17 protein-coding genes and 3 pseudogenes are annotated in these 17,281 nt (G+C 62.8%); 8 read left to right on the forward strand and 12 right to left on the reverse strand.

Going from position 1 to position 17,281, the window contains the following annotated elements; genetic code table 11:
* Positions 1-247 precede the first annotated feature (247 nt).
* The 3 genes from ACVWY3_RS12615 to ACVWY3_RS12625 are packed head-to-tail and all read left to right on the forward strand — an operon-like array spanning position 248 to position 2,839.
* Positions 248-1,312: a DUF2336 domain-containing protein gene (locus ACVWY3_RS12615; protein WP_456838735.1), complete on the forward strand. Its 1,065-nt coding sequence runs from the start codon at positions 248-250 to the stop codon at positions 1,310-1,312.
* 29 nt (positions 1,313-1,341) lie between these two features.
* Entirely contained in the window at positions 1,342-1,662 is a 321-nt protein-coding gene (locus tag ACVWY3_RS12620) for a PilZ domain-containing protein (RefSeq protein WP_456838736.1), read from the forward strand.
* Between the two features lie 55 nt (positions 1,663-1,717).
* A complete protein-coding gene (locus ACVWY3_RS12625) occupies positions 1,718-2,839 on the forward strand; it encodes an HD-GYP domain-containing protein (RefSeq protein ID WP_456838737.1) in 1,122 nt (373 codons plus the stop codon).
* A gap of 462 nt (positions 2,840-3,301) precedes the next feature.
* Here the strand turns inward: ACVWY3_RS12625 and ACVWY3_RS12630 are convergent, their stop codons facing one another.
* A complete protein-coding gene (locus ACVWY3_RS12630; protein ID WP_456838738.1) occupies positions 3,302-3,979 on the reverse strand; it encodes a nitroreductase in 678 nt (225 codons plus the stop codon).
* 124 nt (positions 3,980-4,103) lie between these two features.
* On the opposite strand from ACVWY3_RS12630, the gene ACVWY3_RS12635 reads away from it, so the two are divergent.
* The 3 genes from ACVWY3_RS12635 to ACVWY3_RS12645 all read left to right on the forward strand — a co-directional run bounded on the left by ACVWY3_RS12635 (position 4,104) and on the right by ACVWY3_RS12645 (position 6,832).
* Entirely contained in the window at positions 4,104-5,066 is a 963-nt protein-coding gene (locus tag ACVWY3_RS12635; RefSeq protein ID WP_456838739.1) for an alpha/beta hydrolase, read from the forward strand.
* 113 nt (positions 5,067-5,179) lie between these two features.
* A complete protein-coding gene (locus tag ACVWY3_RS12640; protein WP_235546726.1) occupies positions 5,180-5,428 on the forward strand; it encodes a hypothetical protein in 249 nt (82 codons plus the stop codon).
* Between the two features lie 258 nt (positions 5,429-5,686).
* The gene (locus ACVWY3_RS12645) at positions 5,687-6,832 is read left to right on the forward strand and encodes a type II asparaginase (RefSeq protein ID WP_456838740.1); all 1,146 of its coding nucleotides are present in this window, start codon (positions 5,687-5,689) and stop codon (positions 6,830-6,832) included.
* Positions 6,833-6,847: 15 nt separating this feature from the next.
* Here ACVWY3_RS12645 and ACVWY3_RS12650 read toward each other — a convergent pair.
* From ACVWY3_RS12650 to ACVWY3_RS12670, 5 genes and pseudogenes are all read right to left on the reverse strand, one after another.
* Positions 6,848-6,940: pseudogene (locus ACVWY3_RS12650) on the reverse strand (MBL fold metallo-hydrolase); the annotation flags it as partial.
* Between the two features lie 462 nt (positions 6,941-7,402).
* The gene (locus ACVWY3_RS12655; RefSeq protein ID WP_456838741.1) at positions 7,403-9,025 is read right to left on the reverse strand and encodes an ABC-F family ATP-binding cassette domain-containing protein; all 1,623 of its coding nucleotides are present in this window, start codon (positions 9,023-9,025) and stop codon (positions 7,403-7,405) included.
* 287 nt (positions 9,026-9,312) lie between these two features.
* Positions 9,313-9,624, reverse strand: a complete 312-nt coding sequence (locus ACVWY3_RS12660; protein WP_456838742.1) for a hypothetical protein — start codon at positions 9,622-9,624, stop codon at positions 9,313-9,315.
* Positions 9,621-9,815 (reverse strand): annotated as a pseudogene (locus ACVWY3_RS12665) (efflux RND transporter permease subunit); the annotation flags it as partial. The gene ACVWY3_RS12660 and the pseudogene ACVWY3_RS12665, both read right to left, overlap by 4 nt.
* Positions 9,816-9,999: pseudogene (locus ACVWY3_RS12670) on the reverse strand (hypothetical protein); the annotation flags it as partial.
* Positions 10,000-10,428: 429 nt separating this feature from the next.
* On the opposite strand from ACVWY3_RS12670, the gene ACVWY3_RS12675 reads away from it, so the two are divergent.
* Positions 10,429-11,181: a hypothetical protein gene (locus ACVWY3_RS12675; protein ID WP_456838743.1), complete on the forward strand. Its 753-nt coding sequence runs from the start codon at positions 10,429-10,431 to the stop codon at positions 11,179-11,181.
* Between the two features lie 720 nt (positions 11,182-11,901).
* Here ACVWY3_RS12675 and ACVWY3_RS12680 read toward each other — a convergent pair.
* Positions 11,902-12,843 carry an alpha/beta fold hydrolase gene (locus ACVWY3_RS12680; RefSeq protein ID WP_456838744.1) on the reverse strand — a complete coding sequence of 314 codons (942 nt, stop codon included), beginning with the start codon at positions 12,841-12,843 and terminating at the stop codon, positions 11,902-11,904.
* 239 nt (positions 12,844-13,082) lie between these two features.
* Between ACVWY3_RS12680 and ACVWY3_RS12685 the strand changes: the two genes are divergently transcribed.
* Entirely contained in the window at positions 13,083-13,679 is a 597-nt protein-coding gene (locus ACVWY3_RS12685; protein WP_456838745.1) for a phasin family protein, read from the forward strand.
* Positions 13,680-13,887: 208 nt separating this feature from the next.
* Here ACVWY3_RS12685 and ACVWY3_RS12690 read toward each other — a convergent pair whose 3' ends face one another.
* The 5 genes from ACVWY3_RS12690 to ACVWY3_RS12710 all read right to left on the reverse strand — a co-directional run bounded on the left by ACVWY3_RS12690 (position 13,888) and on the right by ACVWY3_RS12710 (position 17,125).
* Positions 13,888-14,592, reverse strand: coding sequence for a GrlR family regulatory protein (locus ACVWY3_RS12690; RefSeq protein WP_456843349.1), 705 nt, complete (start codon positions 14,590-14,592; stop codon positions 13,888-13,890).
* Between the two features lie 243 nt (positions 14,593-14,835).
* Positions 14,836-14,985 (reverse strand): hypothetical protein, encoded by a 150-nt coding sequence (locus ACVWY3_RS12695; protein ID WP_007609497.1) that lies wholly within the window; start codon positions 14,983-14,985, stop codon positions 14,836-14,838.
* Between the two features lie 176 nt (positions 14,986-15,161).
* On the reverse strand, positions 15,162-15,983 hold the full coding sequence (locus ACVWY3_RS12700) for a tetratricopeptide repeat protein (RefSeq protein ID WP_456838746.1): 822 nt from the start codon (positions 15,981-15,983) through the stop codon (positions 15,162-15,164).
* A gap of 32 nt (positions 15,984-16,015) precedes the next feature.
* The gene (locus ACVWY3_RS12705; protein WP_456838747.1) at positions 16,016-16,402 is read right to left on the reverse strand and encodes a substrate-binding domain-containing protein; all 387 of its coding nucleotides are present in this window, start codon (positions 16,400-16,402) and stop codon (positions 16,016-16,018) included.
* Between the two features lie 21 nt (positions 16,403-16,423).
* Positions 16,424-17,125, reverse strand: coding sequence for a GrlR family regulatory protein (locus tag ACVWY3_RS12710; RefSeq protein ID WP_456838748.1), 702 nt, complete (start codon positions 17,123-17,125; stop codon positions 16,424-16,426).
* Positions 17,126-17,281: the final 156 nt, after the last annotated feature.

The raw sequence follows: 17,281 nt of genomic DNA on the forward strand, positions 1-17,281 counted from the left end.
CTGTTTCCCCTTCGGTGCCCCCGTTAGATCGAAAGAATCATCCTACCCGTTACACATCAATTGGCGAGTGTCCCGTGTCGAAGGACAAGTCGTCGCAACTCGCCTCGCCGAATTTCGATAGCGATTCCGGTTGTATCGACGGTGCTTCAATACCCCACCGTTCAATGCTTAAATTTCAAATTAACCGCTGTGCGGCGCAATAGGGGAGTTGAATAGTCAAAATATATTTTGAGCACAGGCCGCTGCCATGATGGCAAATTCGCCTGCTGACATTCTGGTTGAACTGGAACAGGCGGTCGCAACGTGTCCGCTTGACCGCTGCGCCCGCATTCTCGCCGGCATTGTGCAATTGCTCACTGGCCGCTGCGACCGGTCTCAGGAAGTGCTCGCCAACGTGGTCGACGGCGTTCTGCTCCGATTGGCGGAGCGGGTCGAGGCACGCGCATTGGCTGAGCTCAGCACCACGCTTGCCGAGCTGAAGGTGGCGCCGCCGCAGACGTTGGGGCGCCTCGCGGCGCACGATGATCCGGACGTGGCGTGTCCAGTCCTGCTCAAATCACAGGCACTCGGCGCGGCCGACCTTGCGGCGGTCGCGGCCTCTTGCGGCGAGCGGCAGCAACGCGCGATCGCCGCCCGGGATTGCATCGAGCCGGTCGTGACGGAAGCGCTGATCCAGCGTGGCGGCGCGATCTGCCTTGCGCTGATCGGGAACCCCGGAACCAAATTCTCCGACGCCGCCTACGCCGCACTGATCGCCAAGGCTGACGAGGACGGCGAGATTGCGAAGGCGCTGGTGCTGCGGCCCGGTACGCCCGACCTTGTCGTGCGGAAGCTGCTCTCTGCCCCACTCGGCCAGAAGACGCCGGCAAAGCCCAACGCGTCCGCCGTGCCGCCCGCCCAAACAGCTGCGCCAGCGCGCCCCTGCCCGGCCGACTATGCCGGCGCACGGCCGGAGATCGTCGCGCTCAACCGCGTCGGCAAGCTCAACGATTCCACGGTGAATCGCTTCGCGATCCGCGGCGAGACCGCCAGCCTGTTCACGGCGCTGTCGGTGCTGTCGGGCGCTCCGATCGAGGTCGTCGAGCAGGTCATGGCCGACGGAGATTGCGAAGGCCTGGTGATGGCCTGCCGGGCGTCGCGGCTGAACTGGGCGACCACGCTCGCGATCCTGAGCAACCGCAGAGGCACGCGGCTCTCCTTCGCCGAGCGCGAGCGCGCACAGCACATCTACGAGACGCTGCTTCTGTCGACCAGCCAATGGACGGTGCGCTGGGGAGAAATTGCGGCAAGCGCCAAAGCGAACGGTCGGTGACATCGCGGCGCGACAATGGGGGATAGCCAATGAGGTTCGACGGTCGAAAGGCGGCTCGCGTAAGGATGGATCACAGGCAGCCCGTCAACCTGATGGGCTCGGACGGCACCTGGCGCCGCAGCTGCGTCCTGCTCGACGTGTCGCAGACCGGCGCGAAGCTCGAGGTCGAAGGCACGCTCGACGTGCTCCAGGCCAAGGAGTTCTTCATGCTGCTGTCGTCGACCGGATTGGCTTACCGGCGTTGCGAGCTGGTCTGGATCGACGGCACCACGGCAGGGGTTCACTTCATCACCGCAGATGGCAAGGGGAAGCCGAAGGCCAAGGCCGAGAGTGCGGCCCAGAGCAAGTAACCCGATCATTCATCCAACGAATTGAACGCAAGTGCGGTAACGTCCGGGTCAGACCGTGCAGAACGCGCGAACCATACAAAACCTCGTCAATCGAGCCGACGGTATCCGGGAGATGGAGGCCGCGCGCCCTCTCGTGCAAGTGCTGGCCGACACGTCCGACAAACTGTCGGGCATACGCTCGATTCTGGAAGAGAGATTTACCGTTGCCGGCGAACGGCTCGATGCCGACGCCAAGCTGTCGCAGGTGCCGTCCGCCGTCGTCATCCGCGCGGAGCTGCGCGACGTCGACAACATCGCCGCCATCAAGAAGCGCGCCGGCAAGCTCGCCAAGGCGAAGAAGCGCATCTTCCTGCTCGAGCATACCTCTCACGTCGGCATTTCACAGGCCTACGCGCTCGGCGCCACTCTCGTGCTTCCGGCGATGGTCACCCGGACCAGGCTGCTGGCGGCGCTGTCCGATCCTGCCGACCCGGCGTCGGCCTCGTCGAATGATCCGGCCGATCCCGACAATGCGGTCGAGACCGCAGCGACCGCCATCGCCTCGATGTTCACCGCCGTCACGCTTGGCCAGCCGCTCGACGTGGACGGCACCAAGCAAGCCGGTCGCCAGATCGCCGATCGCATCACCCAGCACGGACTGTCCGAATGGCTCACGACGGTACGGCGCCACCACGAGGGAACCTACCAGCATTGCCTGCTGGTCACCGGCGTCGCCATCGACTTCGGCTTGAGCCTCGGCGTGCGCCCCGCGGATCTCGAGCGCCTGTACACGGCGGCGATGTTCCACGACATCGGCAAGGCCCAGATTCCGCTCGCCATCCTCGACAAGCCCGGCCGGCTCGACCCGGGAGAGCGCGCGATGATCGAGACGCATCCGGTTGCCGGCTACGATTTTCTGAAGAGCCAAGACAAGATTACGCCGGAGATCCTCGATGCCGTCAGGCATCATCACGAATATCTCGACGGCAGCGGCTATCCGGACGCGCTCTGCGCCGAGAGCATCAGCGACATCGTCCGCATTCTCACCATCTCTGACATCTTCGCGGCGCTGATCGAGCATCGCCACTACAAGCCGACCATGCCACGTGCGGAGGCCTACGACATTCTCTGCGGAATGAAGGGAAAGCTGGAGAAGGTGCTGGTGAACTCATTCAGGCAGGTCGCGCTCACGCGGTAAGCGCGGTAATCGCCTCTCGGACACGGGCCTGATGCATGATCCGGAAAAGGGCACAGCGGTTTTCCGGAAAGATCATGCGCAGGCAATAAACTCAAGCGCGACGACGCTTCATCGCGCTTTAGTGCGTGGCCCGAAATTTGGCCCGCCGCGGCATCGACCGACAAGCCAGGCCTTCGGCAAGCAGCCTCATGTCCTCGCGTCTGCCGCTGCGTATGAGCCTGCTGAACTCTTCAGGTGTGAAGGGAAGACTTGGATCCTCGTCGATCGGACGCCGCAATCGCGGACCGAAGAACCACCGAACCAGGCTAGCCAGCCGCCGCATATCGATTCCCTCGCGCCAGCAACAAACCTTTTAGCCCGCATATTGTTCCTCCCGCGCCCGATCGAGATTGCAAGGGGCCGTAACGACTCCGCACCAAAAATTTCTGCGAGAGAATATTCTCCTCCGCATAAGCCGCCGTGCTAATCGGCAAAACCGACATAGCGCACGAACTCCGCATTACGCGCGCGATCCGAGCGCACGGCATTCGCGGCAAAGTTGTCGTCGGGATAGCCCATCGCAATGCAGGTCATGATGACCTCGTCCTCCGGTATCCTGGCGACTTCGCGCACGATGTCGGAACGCATGATGCCCTGCCCGTTGATGACGGAGCCGAGACCGCGGTCCCAGGCCGCGAGCACGATGCCGTAGCAGAGCGCGCCGAGATCGAAATGGCAGACCGCGCCGGGATCGAGCACGCGGTCATAGGTGAGGACCAGCGAGACCGGCGCGTCGAACTGGCGGAAGCCGCGCAGCACCCAGTCCTGCCGCATCGGCTTGTCGTCGCGCGCAATGCCCATCGCGCCGAACAGGTTCTTGGCGATGTCGACCTGCCGGGTGCGGTGCACGCCCTGATATTCGCCATGGCTGACGATGTCGCGCTTGATCTTGGCGCCGCCAACCATCTCCTCCATGTTTCGGCGACGCACCTCTTCCAGCGGTGCGCCTGTGAGCACGTGGACATGCCAGGGCTGGGTGTTCATCGACGACGGGGCGCGCTTGGCGCTCTCGATGATCGCCTCGATCGCAGAGCGGGCGACCTGCTGCTGCTTGAAACCGCGCACGCTGCGGCGCGACTGGACCAGCGTCTCGAATTCCACCCTAGGACCTCCCTGCCTCTACATTTGCGCGCATTGCAATCGTAACGCGTCGACGGTTGCCGATGCGGCGCGCCAAATCTATGCTGGCCCGCAAGCAAGACCAAGAACCCTTATGAGGATCACCATGCCCGCACCGCTCGATCCCGTCGTCGCCCAGATCATTCCGCAGCTGCCGCTGCGCGATCCCACCACGATGACGCCACAGGGCGCCCGCGATTCCTTGCGCGCACTGGCTGCCTCCCGCGCCGCGGTGCCGCCGCCGCCAGTCGACAGCGTGCAGGATATCAAGGTGAAGGGCGGCGCCGGACCGCTCGATGCGCGTGTCTACCGGGTCGGCAACAATCCCGCGCCGACGGTGGTGTTCTTCCACGGCGGCGGCTGGGTCGCCGGCGATCTGGAAACGCATGACCGCCAGGCCCGCAATCTCGCGATCGAGACCGGCGCGGTCGTCGTCTCCGTCGATTATCGGCGTCCGCCGGAAACCCGCTTTCCCGGCGCCTTCGAGGACGCCTTCGCAGCGGTCGGCGACGTGTTTGGCCGCGTCGCGGAATTTGGCGGCGATGCCAAGCGTTTCGGCCTTGCCGGCGACAGTGCCGGCGGCAATCTCGCGGCCACCACCGCGATCGCCTGCCGCGATGCCGGGATCAAGCTTGCCGCGCAACTGCTGGTCTATCCCGTGACCGACGCCGTCGGCCTCTATGCCGACGCCACGGAGAACGCGCGCTTTCCATCACGCGCGGAAAACGCCGAAGGCTACTTTCTCACGCGTGCCACGATGCAATGGTTCTGCGGCCACTACCTCGCCGATCCCGCTCACGCCGCCGATTGGCGCGTCTCCCCGCTGCGCGCCGCCTCGCTCAAAGGCCTCGCGCCCGCGATCGTAACTACCGCCTGGTTCGATCCGCTGCGCGACGAAGGGGCCGCCTATGCGCGGGCGCTTGAAGCTGCCGGCGTGCCGGTGAGGCATCACGAAGGCCCGGGCCTGATCCACGGCTATTTCGGCATGGGTGACGCCTCGGACGTCGCGCGTGCCGAGGCGCAGCGCGCCCGAGCCGATTTCAAGGCGCTGCTCGCGCGCGGAATCTGAACCGCAGATGAATGGAAGGAGCTGCGATCGAGCATGCGGCGCGCAATCCTGCTTGATTGCGCCACGATTCGCGGCTCCAATCCGCATGCCATTTCTGGTTTAGGGAGACACCCATGATGAAGCGGATTTTCCTCGCAGCGATCGTTGCCACCTTTGCGGCGGGCTCGGCCTTCGCGGACGACACCTGCGAGAGCAAGGCGGTCGGCAAGGACGGCAAGCCGCTGGCCGGCGCCGCCAAAACCTCGTTCCTGAAGAAGTGCAAGGCGGAGGCCTGCGCGCCCAAGGCCGTCAGCGCCGACGGCAAGCCGCTCGCCGGCGCCGCCAAGAGCAGCTTCATGAAGAAGTGCGAAGTCAGCGCGTAGGGCCTGCGCAGCGGCGGCTTTCTTGAATTGCTGTTGCTTTAGCGAGCAATAGCTCGCGCCACGATCGATGCCCGGGCTTGTCCCGCCTCCGAGGCCGAAGCCTCTCCGGCGAGAAGGCCCGGGCACTCGCGTTCTTGTTTCCGAATAGAGATGGCGAGAGGGAGAACCGTCGCCGCCCCCGGGGCACCGCCCATCCGAACCAACTCCTCCGGCGATATCACAACCCTGGACAGAAAGCTCCGGCTGACGGATCATGCAGTGCTGAGCGAAATGGGGCGCATCGACGAGGCTTTCCAGCAAAAGGACGTCAAGATGTGGCAACTTCGAGTGCGTCATCAGATCATGGCGACAGTGAGCGTGCTGTTCGCGCTGCTCATCAGTCTTGAAGCTGCGAACGCGAGGGGCCCCGGTCTGCCCAACGTCATGGTTCTGGCCACCGGCGGCACGATCGCCGGCAGCGGCGCGAGCAGCACCACTGTGGTCGGCTACACCGCAGCCACGGTGGGGATCGAGACCCTCCTGAACGCCGTCCCAGAACTGAAAACGGTGGCCAACGTCAAGGGCGAGCAGGTCTTTCAGATCGCCAGCGAGAACATGAACAATGACTACTGGCTCAAGCTTGCAAAGCGCGTCAACACGCTCCTCGCGCAGGATGACGTGGACGGGATCGTGATCACGCACGGGACCGATACGATCGAGGAGACCAGCTATTTCCTGAACCTTGTCGTCAAGAGCAGGAAACCCGTCGTCATCGTCGGCGCGATGCGGCCGTCGACCGCGATCAGCGCCGATGGGCCGATCAACCTCTTCAATGCGGTGATCCTCGCAGGCAGTGACGAGGCCGTCGGCAAGGGCGTGCTCGTGGCTCTCAACGATCAGATCAATGCGGCGCGCGACGTCACCAAGAACAACACCTCGACGGCAGACACCTTCCGCACCCCGGAACTCGGCTTTCTCGGCTACATGCAGGGCAACAAGCCCTACTTCTATCGTCAATCGACGCGCCGGCATACCGCGGACTCCGAATTTGACGTTTCCAACCTCGATGCCCTGCCGCAAGTCGATATCGTCTACGGCTACGCCAACATGAACCGGGTGGCGATCGACGCCTTCGTCGCCGCCGGGGCCAAGGGGATCGTGCACGCCGGCGTGGGTGACGGCAGTCTTGCCCGGCCCGCGGTCGAGCCGGCTCTCGACGAGGCCCGCAAGAAGGGTGTCGTGATCGTCAGGAGCAGCCGCGTCGGCAACGGCATCGTCGCGCGCAACGGGGAAGCCAAGGATGACGAACACGACTTCGTCGTCTCTGATACGCTCAATCCGCAGAAGGCGCGGATCCTGCTGATGCTGGCGCTGACCAAGACGACCGACACCAAGGAAATCCAACGGATGTTCTACACGTATTAGACACTCCGCTCATTCTCACTTGTGGCGGAAATCAAACGCGGCGCCGAACGGCTTGATCAATCCGATCGTCGGCGCCGGAAAATGGATCGGCAGGATCAGCGTCGCTGTTGGAGGAGGTCTTGCCGGAGCAGCGTCGATCCCTGCCCGCACGGAGAGATTTTGGCTTCGATCATTGAATCATTGACGCAACAGATCGCCTCGCTGCCGCCGAGCGAAGACACCATAGCTGCCCTCGAAGTTCCTGAAGCGATCGGATCTGATCAAGATCCTCCCGTCAGGAGAAGAAGCTTACTTCGGACCGGCGGAGGAGTGCTCGCGAGTGCTCGGGATAAGGCAGCTGAGCACGACAGAGGCCGGCATCGTCACATACGGCTTCACGTCACTGCTGTCTGCTCTAGAGAAATTGCCTCCGACAGAACTCCTCACGGCACCGCGTTCGCCACTGCTGAATGGTACGGCACCTTTTTGTCAGACCAAGCCGATCGGCTCGTGGGCTTCGTGCTCGTCAGGCGCCGATTTCCTGAGGAGGACCAAGAACGCCTGGAGTGGTTTCGGCGAAACCTGACGTAGCTACGACCGCAGCCCCGGCGCTTCCTGCCCGGTGCGTGCGACATATTCGGTGTAGCCGCCGCCATATTGATGGATTCCTTCCGGCGTCAGTTCCAGCACGCGGTTCGACAGCGTCGCCAGAAAATGCCGATCGTGCGAGACGAACAGCATGGTGCCGTCGAAATCAGACAGCGCCCTGATCAGCATCTCCTTCGTGGCGAGGTCGAGATGGTTGGTCGGCTCGTCCAGCACCAGGAAGTTGGGCGGGTCGAACAGCATCTTGGCCATCACGAGCCGCGCCTTCTCGCCGCCCGACAGCACGCGGCAGCGCTTCTCGACGTCGTCGCCGGAGAAGCCGAAGCAGCCGGCGAGCGCGCGCAAGGACCCCTGCCCCGCGGTCGGAAACTGGTCTTCCAGCGACTGGAACACGGTGCGCTCGCCATCGAGCAGATCCATCGCGTGCTGGGCGAAATAGCCCATCTTGACGCTGCCACCGAGCGTCACCGTGCCCTGGTCAGGCTCGCTGGCCCCGGCAACGAGCTTGAGCAGCGTCGACTTGCCGGCGCCGTTGACGCCCATCACGCACCAGCGCTCCCTGCGGCGGATCATGAAATCGAGCCCATCATAGATGCGCTTGGAACCGTAGCCCTTGTGGACGTTCTTCAAGGCGACGACGTCCTCGCCCGAGCGCGGCGCCGGCGGGAAGTCGAACACGACGCTCTGCCGGCGCCGCGGCGGCTCGACCCGCTCGATCTTGTCGAGCTTCTTCACCCGGCTCTGCACCTGCGCCGCATGCGATGCGCGCGCCTTGAAGCGCTCGATGAACTTGATCTCCTTGGCGAGCATGGCCTGCTGGCGCTCGAACTGCGCCTGCTGCTGCTTCTCGTTCTGCGCCCGCTGCTGCTCGTAGAACTCGTAGTCGCCGGTATAGGTGGTGAGCGAGCCGGAATCGATCTCGATCACCTTGGAGATCACGCGGTTGATGAACTCGCGGTCGTGCGAGGTCATCAGCAGCGTGCCTTCGTAATCGTGCAGGAATTTCTCCAGCCAGATCAGGCTTTCGAGGTCGAGATGGTTGCTCGGCTCGTCGAGCAGCATGACGTCGGGGCGCATCAGGAGAATACGCGCCAGCGCCACGCGCATCTTCCAGCCGCCGGAGAGTTTTCCGACGTCGCCGTCCATCATCTCCTGGCTGAAGCCGAGGCCGGACAGCGCCTCGCGCGCCCGGCCGTCCAGCGCGTAGCCGTCGAGCTCCTCGAAGCGGTGCTGCACCTCGCCATAGCGCGCGATGATCTCCTCCATCTGATCGGCCTTGTCAGGATCGGCCATGTCAGCCTCGAGCTCGCGCAGCTCGGCCGCGACCTCGCTGACGGGACCTGCGCCATTCATCACCTCGGCCACGGCGCTGCGGCCACTCATCTCGCCGACGTCCTGGTTGAAATAGCCGATGGTGATGCCGCGATCGGTCGAGACCTGCCCCTCATCGGGCAGTTCCTCGCCGGCGATCATCCGGAACAGCGTGGTCTTGCCGGCGCCATTGGGCCCGACGAGGCCGATCTTCTCGCCCTTGTTGAGGGCCGCCGAGGCTTCGATGAACAGGATCTGGTGGCCGGCTTGTTTGCTGACGTTGTCGAGGCGGATCATGGGGTCTTTTTGGGGGATTTTTGCGTTGCAGCGTGATAGTCCATGCCGGCCCCCAGGGGAAGCCCGGCGAGACCCGGATTTCCGTCCGGACGTCAATCTCCTGCAATCGATCCCGACGCGCCGAAGCGCGGCTCGGTCCGGGCTGCCGGCCCGGCATCCGCTTCAGGCCTGAAGCGTGCCGCCCTCGTCACCGGCAAACATCGGCATCGAGCGCTGCAATGAAGCTTGCTCGATCATCGCGCGACATTGCCGCCAGGACGGCGACGGGATTTGTCGCGGGCGTCGTTTCAGGGTTGCAGCAGCGAGAGCAGACGTTGCCGGTCCTGATCGCGGCATCGTTGCTCTGCCCGCATTCGTTCAAGCTCGGCTTCTGCTTTGGCCGTCTCCTCGTTCTGCTGCTTCATCTCGACAACGAGCGCCTCTTGCTCGGCGAGCCGCCGTTCCCCTTCGACGACTTCGCGCTCGATCTGTTGCAGTTCATCGTATATCGCAGTCTTGTACATGATGATCCTCGAGCGGCTGTGCTGCGAATCCGCCGCAGAGTAGTTTCCGTCAGGCATCAGCCGTGCCTCGACGCGCATGATTTTCAACTCAATCATCTTCGCGAACGTTCCCGCTGATGCCAGTTTTTCCCGATCATTGCAGCGCGCCGGGAACGATCACGCGGCAATCGGAATCCCTTCACCAGCCCGAAGACCGTCGGGATCACGATCAGGGTGAGCAAGGTCGACGAGACCATCCCGCCGATCATGGAAACGGCGATGCGCTGCATGATCTCGGAGCCGGTGCCGTCGAGCGCATGCATGCCGAAGCGTTGGAGCACGATGCCGGTGGCGACTTCTCCCTCGCCGTTCAACTCGGTGATGGCGCGCCGCTTGTCGGGGCCGATCGCCCCTGGAGACGTCCCGCAACGGCACGGGCGTGCCCTTGTCCGTCTTCAGGACGACGTTGCCGAGATCGTCGATGCTTTTGAGCTAGCCGCGCCCCCGGGAGGAGCAACCGTGCAAATCGTCCGGCCATTACGATTGCGCCAGATTCGCAGGGGATGCCGGCAAATTATTTCCGCGGCGGGCTGGACGCGGGTCTTTGCGAGTGCCCGTCCTACGCCCTTTGCATCAACCGTCGGCTTGCCCCACCGCCGACTTTGGCGTTGAGCCGATTTGCTCCGGGTGCTATCTTTCAGTGACATCGTTCCCGCTAGGGCTGATGGGACGGGCTGATTATCAGGCTTACGGACTGCCGCCCGCCATTTGGAAATTGGAATATTTTAGCCATAGGCCCCGCCTCCGGACGTATTTCAAAGTCGGCCGGGGAAATGTTCATTGGACGTCATTTCCCTCCGTTCTTCCCATTGACTCGGAGGCGGGCTTTTTCTGACCAACCCTTTAGAAAAGCCATTCGCCATGTCTATTTTCAGAAGCCGCGCCCCGCGTGCGGCAGGCAATGACCATTCAAGGCGAGTTTGCCGCTACGTCTTGGCTTCCATACTCTCGGCCGCCTCCGTCATTCCATCTGCGAGCGCCGCGTCCGCTCAATGCGCAGCCCGCGATGTGTTGCAGAACCAGCTGAAGCTCAAGACGCCCTCAGCCCCAGCGTCCCAACAGCCCATCAAGTCCGGGCGCGACCTTGCGACTTGGAAGACGATCACAATAGGTACCTTTCCTGACTCACTTGCGTTGCGCAACGAGCTCTATAGGAAGGGCTGCAATGTCGGTGGTCAGGCCGCCGAAATCCTTGCTCGGCCGACGTTCATCGTTAGCTCTCGGAAGACAAATGTGGAGCTTGTCGATCTATCGCCTGCACAGCTTGGGTTCACGTCCGATACCGTGACTTTGGCTGACGTTTACGCACGCGCCAAGCAGCTCGGCCTTGAACTTGCTGCGGCCGAAGTCGGCCCGCAATTGCGTATCCAATATTTCGACCAGCCTATCGGCGAATTTCTCATCATGGGAATGGACCCGATCAAGACATGGAGCGGCGAGCCGATTATTCTGAATGTCGCAAATGGCGGCGCCGGATTGATCCTCATCGGCCAGGATGGTCGATCCGAAGCGGGTATACCCGTGACATCTCGTTTCATTTTCGCCCGATCCTATCAACCGGCAGCTAGCAGCGAAGTCATCGGATCAATAGCGCGAGCCTATCTGCCGCCATGAACGGACTGACGCGCGTTTGCGTCGATTGGTCGTGCTCCCAATCGGTGGACGCAATTTCCCGCAAGTTTCAGGTTGATCCATCTATCTGGGATGGCCGCACGCCATTGGCGCTGAGGCGTCGGTATATCGCGACACACGCTTGTGCTGTCCCGGCGCTCTTTTGCATGGCGGCTCTCGTTTGCTCAACGAGCCACGTCATGATGTCCGCGTTTTGGGGACATCGCGGCTTGTACCGTGTCGTCTGTCGGGGCCGCTTCTTTGGTCTGGGAGATTGCCCGCAGGAGAGTGTGATGTCGGCGATTCTGCCCGCCGCCTTTATCGGATCATTTTCCACGATGTTTGATTGCGCACTATACTGGCGATGGCGAATTTATTCTGTGTACGGATCGCTTGGCGGTGTTAGCGCAAATTTGTCTCTCATTTCATTTCCAAATTCCAGCGCTCGCTGCACGGTTAGGTGGTCCCATGTTTCGTGATAAACTGTAGTCCGTCGAGCAAATGCAGGTCTGCGCAATTGAATAGCCAAAGCGGAAGCTTGGTGCCGAGCGCGAGATCGACGTTCTCGACCCATAACCGTCCGGCGCCACGCGCCGCATTCGACGCAGCATCTCGTCATCGAGTATCACTTTTCCCAACCCTCTGATCGACTGGCGGTTTCTATTGCCGATCTGATTGCCCCCGACTTCAAGGCGAGGTGGAACTCGATGCGGACACCCGGCCTTAAGAACTGGTTATTGAATTGACAGCCTCCACGATGGCAGCGGGGTCTGCGTGGGTGACCATATGTCCGGCATTCGGAACCAGATGAAGATCGGACCGAGGCAGCGCTTGATGTAAATCTCGCGCCTGTTTGTGTTCGATGACCTGGTCCTCTACTCCGTGGAATATTTTCACCTGGTGGCCCATGCTCGAATAATGGGCTTGGAATTGGGCTGCCATCGGAATGAGGAGTGCGCTTTCCTCCGCAGCCGCCCTCAATTGTGTGGGCCTGAGAACGAGAGACGCTGGAAATTCATTCTTGAATGTCTGCGGGACGGACCGGGGCGCGAAGATCTTACGGAGAGCTCCCGGCAAGATGGCCAACGAGATGATAGGCGCGACAGTGTAACTGACCAAGTCGCCCAGGACCGGTATGGCTGGACCTGACATCAGCCACACGTCCAATCGGCCGGTCGGGAAGTAGTACCCGGACGCAAGCACGAGACCCCGGACCCGATAATCCTTCCGCACGCCGAGAGCGATAGCGACGAAGGCGCCCCAGGAATGGCCCAGCACCACGGGAGCGCGGATCCCGAGTTGGTCGAGCGCCTTCACCAACAGAGCTGCTTGAGCCGCTGCGCTCCATATTCGAAGCCGCGGCCGCTGACTATAGCCAAAGCCCGGGCGGTCGAAGCACACCACGCGGTTGGTGCGAGCCAGAAGATCGACCAGCCCACTGATCGTGAAGTCCTGGATCATGGATCCGTTGCCATGAAGCAGCACAACGCAAGGGGCCGCGGGATCGCCCCGATCGATATAGTGGAGTACTACGCCGTCGCACTCGAGAAACGTGCCAATCGGCGGATTTCTCCGCTCGGCCAGTTTTGAGAAGCCGATGTTGCCGATGGCGAGAAGTGCCAATGACAAGGCACCGATGAGCAATACGGTTTCAGCGGTGGTCATGACTGGGCCTTGATGATCGAGAGCTAAGAACATTGACCACGCAGCGTGCAGCGGAAGAGCCAACCAAGGAATAATTGGAAGTTGAAGTGCTCGTTCCTGCGCGCAATGGCGGAGGATTGATTAAAAAATTTCCGTGCCCGGGAACGGTTCAGAAAAGCTCACGTTTGCTCGCTTAGGATCGCACCTGTGACGGAGGGCATAGGGTCCGACCTCACCAACAACAACGATGGAGCAACGAAATGGCCAATCCACGCCAGGAGGAAAAGTCTACCCAAAACCCTGAGGACACAATCCGCCGCGCCGCCGAGAGGACCACCGAGCAGACCAGACGGATTGGCTTAGCTACCGTCGAGGCCGGAGAAGAGGTGGCGCAAGCCAGCGGCCATCTGCTGCGACAAAATGCTGAGATGTTGCAAAACACTTGGCGTTTCGGCGTCGACATGGCCACGGCAATGATGGGCCGCTCGGCTGATGAGCTTGGTCGCACGTTCGGCTTGACGGGCAATGAAGCACAGCAGGCAGCGGAACGCTCGGTCCGCAATGCCGAAGCAATCATGTACTCGACGACCGCAGTCGCCAAAGGAATGAACGGGGCATCGCGCGAGTACCTCGATTTCGTTCGACAGCAAACTGAGCGGACCATGGACCGCGTAAATGAACTCTGGCGCTGCCGAACTCCTCACGATTTGGCGGCTGTGCAGACCGATCTGGTGCGCGACACGATCAGCAGCGCGCTGGATACCAGCCGCCGGATGGCGGACCTGTCTCTGAAGATGGCTGACGATGCTCGAAACCATATAACCGAGAGCCTCGAACGCATGCGGCAGGCTGCCTAAAGCACGATCCGGAAAAGTGCGAAGCAGTTTTCCGGAAAGGTCATGCGTAAACAACAACCTAAAGCGCGATGACGATTCATCCCAATCTCATCGCGCTTTAAGCGCGGCTGACACAATCATGGCGGATATGCCCGGCGGAATCTCCGCGCATATGCCCGTAGGCCTGCATCAGCTCACGAAACGGACATCCGACGTTCGTGAGCCGCGTCTACGCCCGCCGCATCAGCTTGAGCGATGCGGCCAGGCGCAGGCTGCGCTTGCCGGCGAGTGCGATGCCTTCGAGCTCGCCGCTGTCGGCGGTGCAGGTGCCGGAGAAGCCGATCCCGACCTCGAGCCCGCCAAACACCGGATTTTCGTCTTTCGCCGGCGTGTGCTCCTGGTTCAGCATCTCGCCTTTCCAGCGACCGTCCGCCGAGGAATAGGACCCGAGATAGTAGAAGAACGCATCGCCGCCGAGGATGCGGCCGTCCATCAGCAGCATCACGCCGGAGAGCCCCGCATCGACGCCGTCGAGCGCGCGAATGTGGATGGCATAGAGCCCGTTGACGATGCCGTCGGGACCGACGGTGCCGCGCGGCGGCAGCGCCTCGTCGTCGAGCGGCGCGAGATTGGCCCAGAACACGTTGCCCGGCATGGGTTCGGCCGTGCCCTCGAACAGGATCGTCGATCCTTCCGTCCGGCCGCGCACCTTGATGGCCGCAATATCGGTGCCCATCAGCGGCTTGTAATTGGGATCGTCGTTGTGGCGCTCGGTGATCACCTCGGCTTCGATCACGCCGTCCCTGACCTCGTAGGTACCGAGATGGGCGAAAGCGGAATTGCCGCCGAGCAGCTTGCCCCTGTGCATGCACATGATGCTGCGGCCGAAGGCACCGCCGATGCCGTATTCAACCTTGTAGAGCCCCTCCAGCAACGTCATCGCCCCGCAAAATCGCAAAAAGAATCGCGGGCTACCTAGCACCGGCGCACGACCAAGGCCATCCGGCTTTTCCGCGCAGACCCGCTCGCGGAACCCGTTTGGGCATGGTGCCACCATGCCCCTGTTTTGCCCGACGGGTCAAGCTCCATTTCGGAAAAACAGAATAACGCGGTTTCAACCACTTGGCTACTGTGCATGGGGTTGTTTCGATTTTTGGTGGGCGCGGCTGATCGCGCCTCAGTGACGCTTGAAGTATTGCACCTCGCGCTCGTGCTTCTCGGCCGCCGCGCGGCTCTTGAACGTGCCGAGGTTGCGGCGCTTGCCGGTCTTGGGATTCACCTTGCGTGAATAGAGGCGATATTCGCCGGATGCGAGTTTGCGGATCATGGCTGCACCTCCCGCTTGTCGTGACGTCAACGGCCCGCACCGCCGCCGGTTCCTTGTGCTCGAAGCTGATCGAACCCGCTGGCGCGCGGTGGCGCATGCCGCCGCGGAGTATCCCGATTAGCTCGAGACCACCTATCGCGACGCCCGCAACAATCTCGCCCACTACATGAAGTGAGTCAGAAGCACAGGGTGGTGACGAGCTGGCCCTGCTTGTTCTTGATCGCATAGGGACAGCGCAGCCGCTCCAGCGCCTTCTTGGCGTCCTCGTCACCGAGCGCGGCGGCGCGCTCGTAATAGGCCTTCGCGGCGTCCTTGTCCTTCGGACCGCCGCGGCCGCCTTCCGCAAAGGCGCCCATCCGCTCGAGCGCGCCGGGATGGTTTTGCGCCGCCGCCTTCTCGAACAGCGCGCGCGCCGCGGCATCGTCCTTCTCACCGCCGTTGCCGCTCGCCAGCATCAGGCCGAGCTGGTACTGCGCCTCCGCGTTGGTCTCGGCCGCCTTGCCGAGCAGCGCGCGGGCCTGCACGGGATCAGCCGGCGTGCCGCCGCCGGAGCTGCCGAGCGCGGCGAGATTGGAGACGCCGCGGGGATTGCCCGATTGCGCCGCCTTCTCGAACAGCTTTCGCGCTTGCGCCTCGTCCTTGGCGACGCCGGCGCCGGTGCCATAGGCGACGCCGAGCTCGACCATCGCCGCGCTCGATCCTTTCTCCGCCGCCTTGCGCCAGGCGGCGATCGCCTCGTTCGTCTGCCGGTTGGCCGCATAGGCACGGCCGAGCGCAAACATCGCCCGCCGCGAGGACGACGCGGCCTGCTTGCAGAACCTGATCGCGGTCGCGATGTCGGAAGCTGCGATCTCGCTCACGCCCTTCACGTCGGCCGGCTTGTCGGGATCGCTGGGATCGGCGGCCACCCGGTCGCACAAGACGAGGTCAGCCGATTGCGCATGCGCCGCCAGCGGCGCGGCGAGCGCGAGGAGGATGGCAAAAAGACAAGTTCGCATGAACGCCACGTTGCGTCCCCGTCCCGGCAAATTCAAGGCTCAAGTCCGGATTGGCGCAGCACTGGCACGACCTCAGGCGATGATAGATAGCGGAGCAGACGATCGGCGGCCTCGGCATGCTTCGCGCTGGCCATGCGGCCGGCGCAAAACACGGTCGGCGTTTGCAGCTCATGCGGGATGGGACCGATCACCTCGATGCCGTCGACTATCACGCGGCCCTCGCCGATCATCTCGTCGAGCCCTTCGCGGGTGAGGATGACGAGATCGGCGGCCTCACCGCCGCGCAGGCGCTCGAGCAGCGCCAGCGTCGGCGCAAAATCGGCATCGACACGCATGCCGTGAGCTGCCTCGAAGGCGGAGGACAGGCTGCGCATCGCGCCCATCAGGCCGAGCGTCGAGAGCACACGAACTTTTTCCATGGGCAATTCCTAGGGGTGCGATCAGGCGCGGTGCATCAGCTTGAGCGCGGCGGTGAGGCGCAGGCTGCGCTTGCCGGCAAAGGCGGTCGCCTCCAGCACCGCTTCTTCGCCGTCATAGCGGCCTGAGAAGCCGATGCCGACCTCGTGGCCGCCAAAGACCGGATCGTCTTTCGCGGGCGTGTGCTCCTGATTGAGGATCTGGCCTTTCCAGCGACCGTTCGCGGCGGTGTAGCTGCCGAGATAGTAGAACGCTGCATCGCCGCCGAGGATGCGGCCTCCTTTGAGCAGCATCACGCCGGTGAGGCCGCCGTCGACGCCGTCGAGCATGCGGACATGGACCGAATAGAGCCCGTCGACGATGCCGCCCTCTCCGACACTGCCGACGATCCGCATCTCGTCTTCGGTGATCGGCGTCATCACCGACTGGAACGGTACGCCCGGCAGCTCCTTGATCTCGCCCTTGAAGCGATAGAGATCGCCATCGGCCCAGCCGCTCGCAAGCAAGGTCGCGTCATCGGTGCCGGCCATGGCGCGGTAGTTCGGGTCGGGGTTGTGGCGAACGGTCTTGATCACGACATCGACGCCGCCTTCGGTCTTCTCGTAGGTGCCGATATGGGCAAAAGCCGAATTGCCGCCGAGCATCTTGCCGTTGCCGGCATACATCACGCTGCGGCCGACCGCGTCGCCGAGCTGAAACCGCACCTTGTAGAAGCCTTCAAACACCAGCCGTGTCCCCGGCCCGCATCCCCCCGGCACTCTATCCCGGTTTCGGCGCCGGTGGACAGATTTCAAGTCGGCCGGCAGCCCGCAAATGATGGACGTCATCAAAATGAAAAATCCGCCGGAGCTTGTCTGCTCCGGCGGATTGAAGACCAACCC

Source organism: Bradyrhizobium sp. USDA 4486, assembly GCF_054057995.1.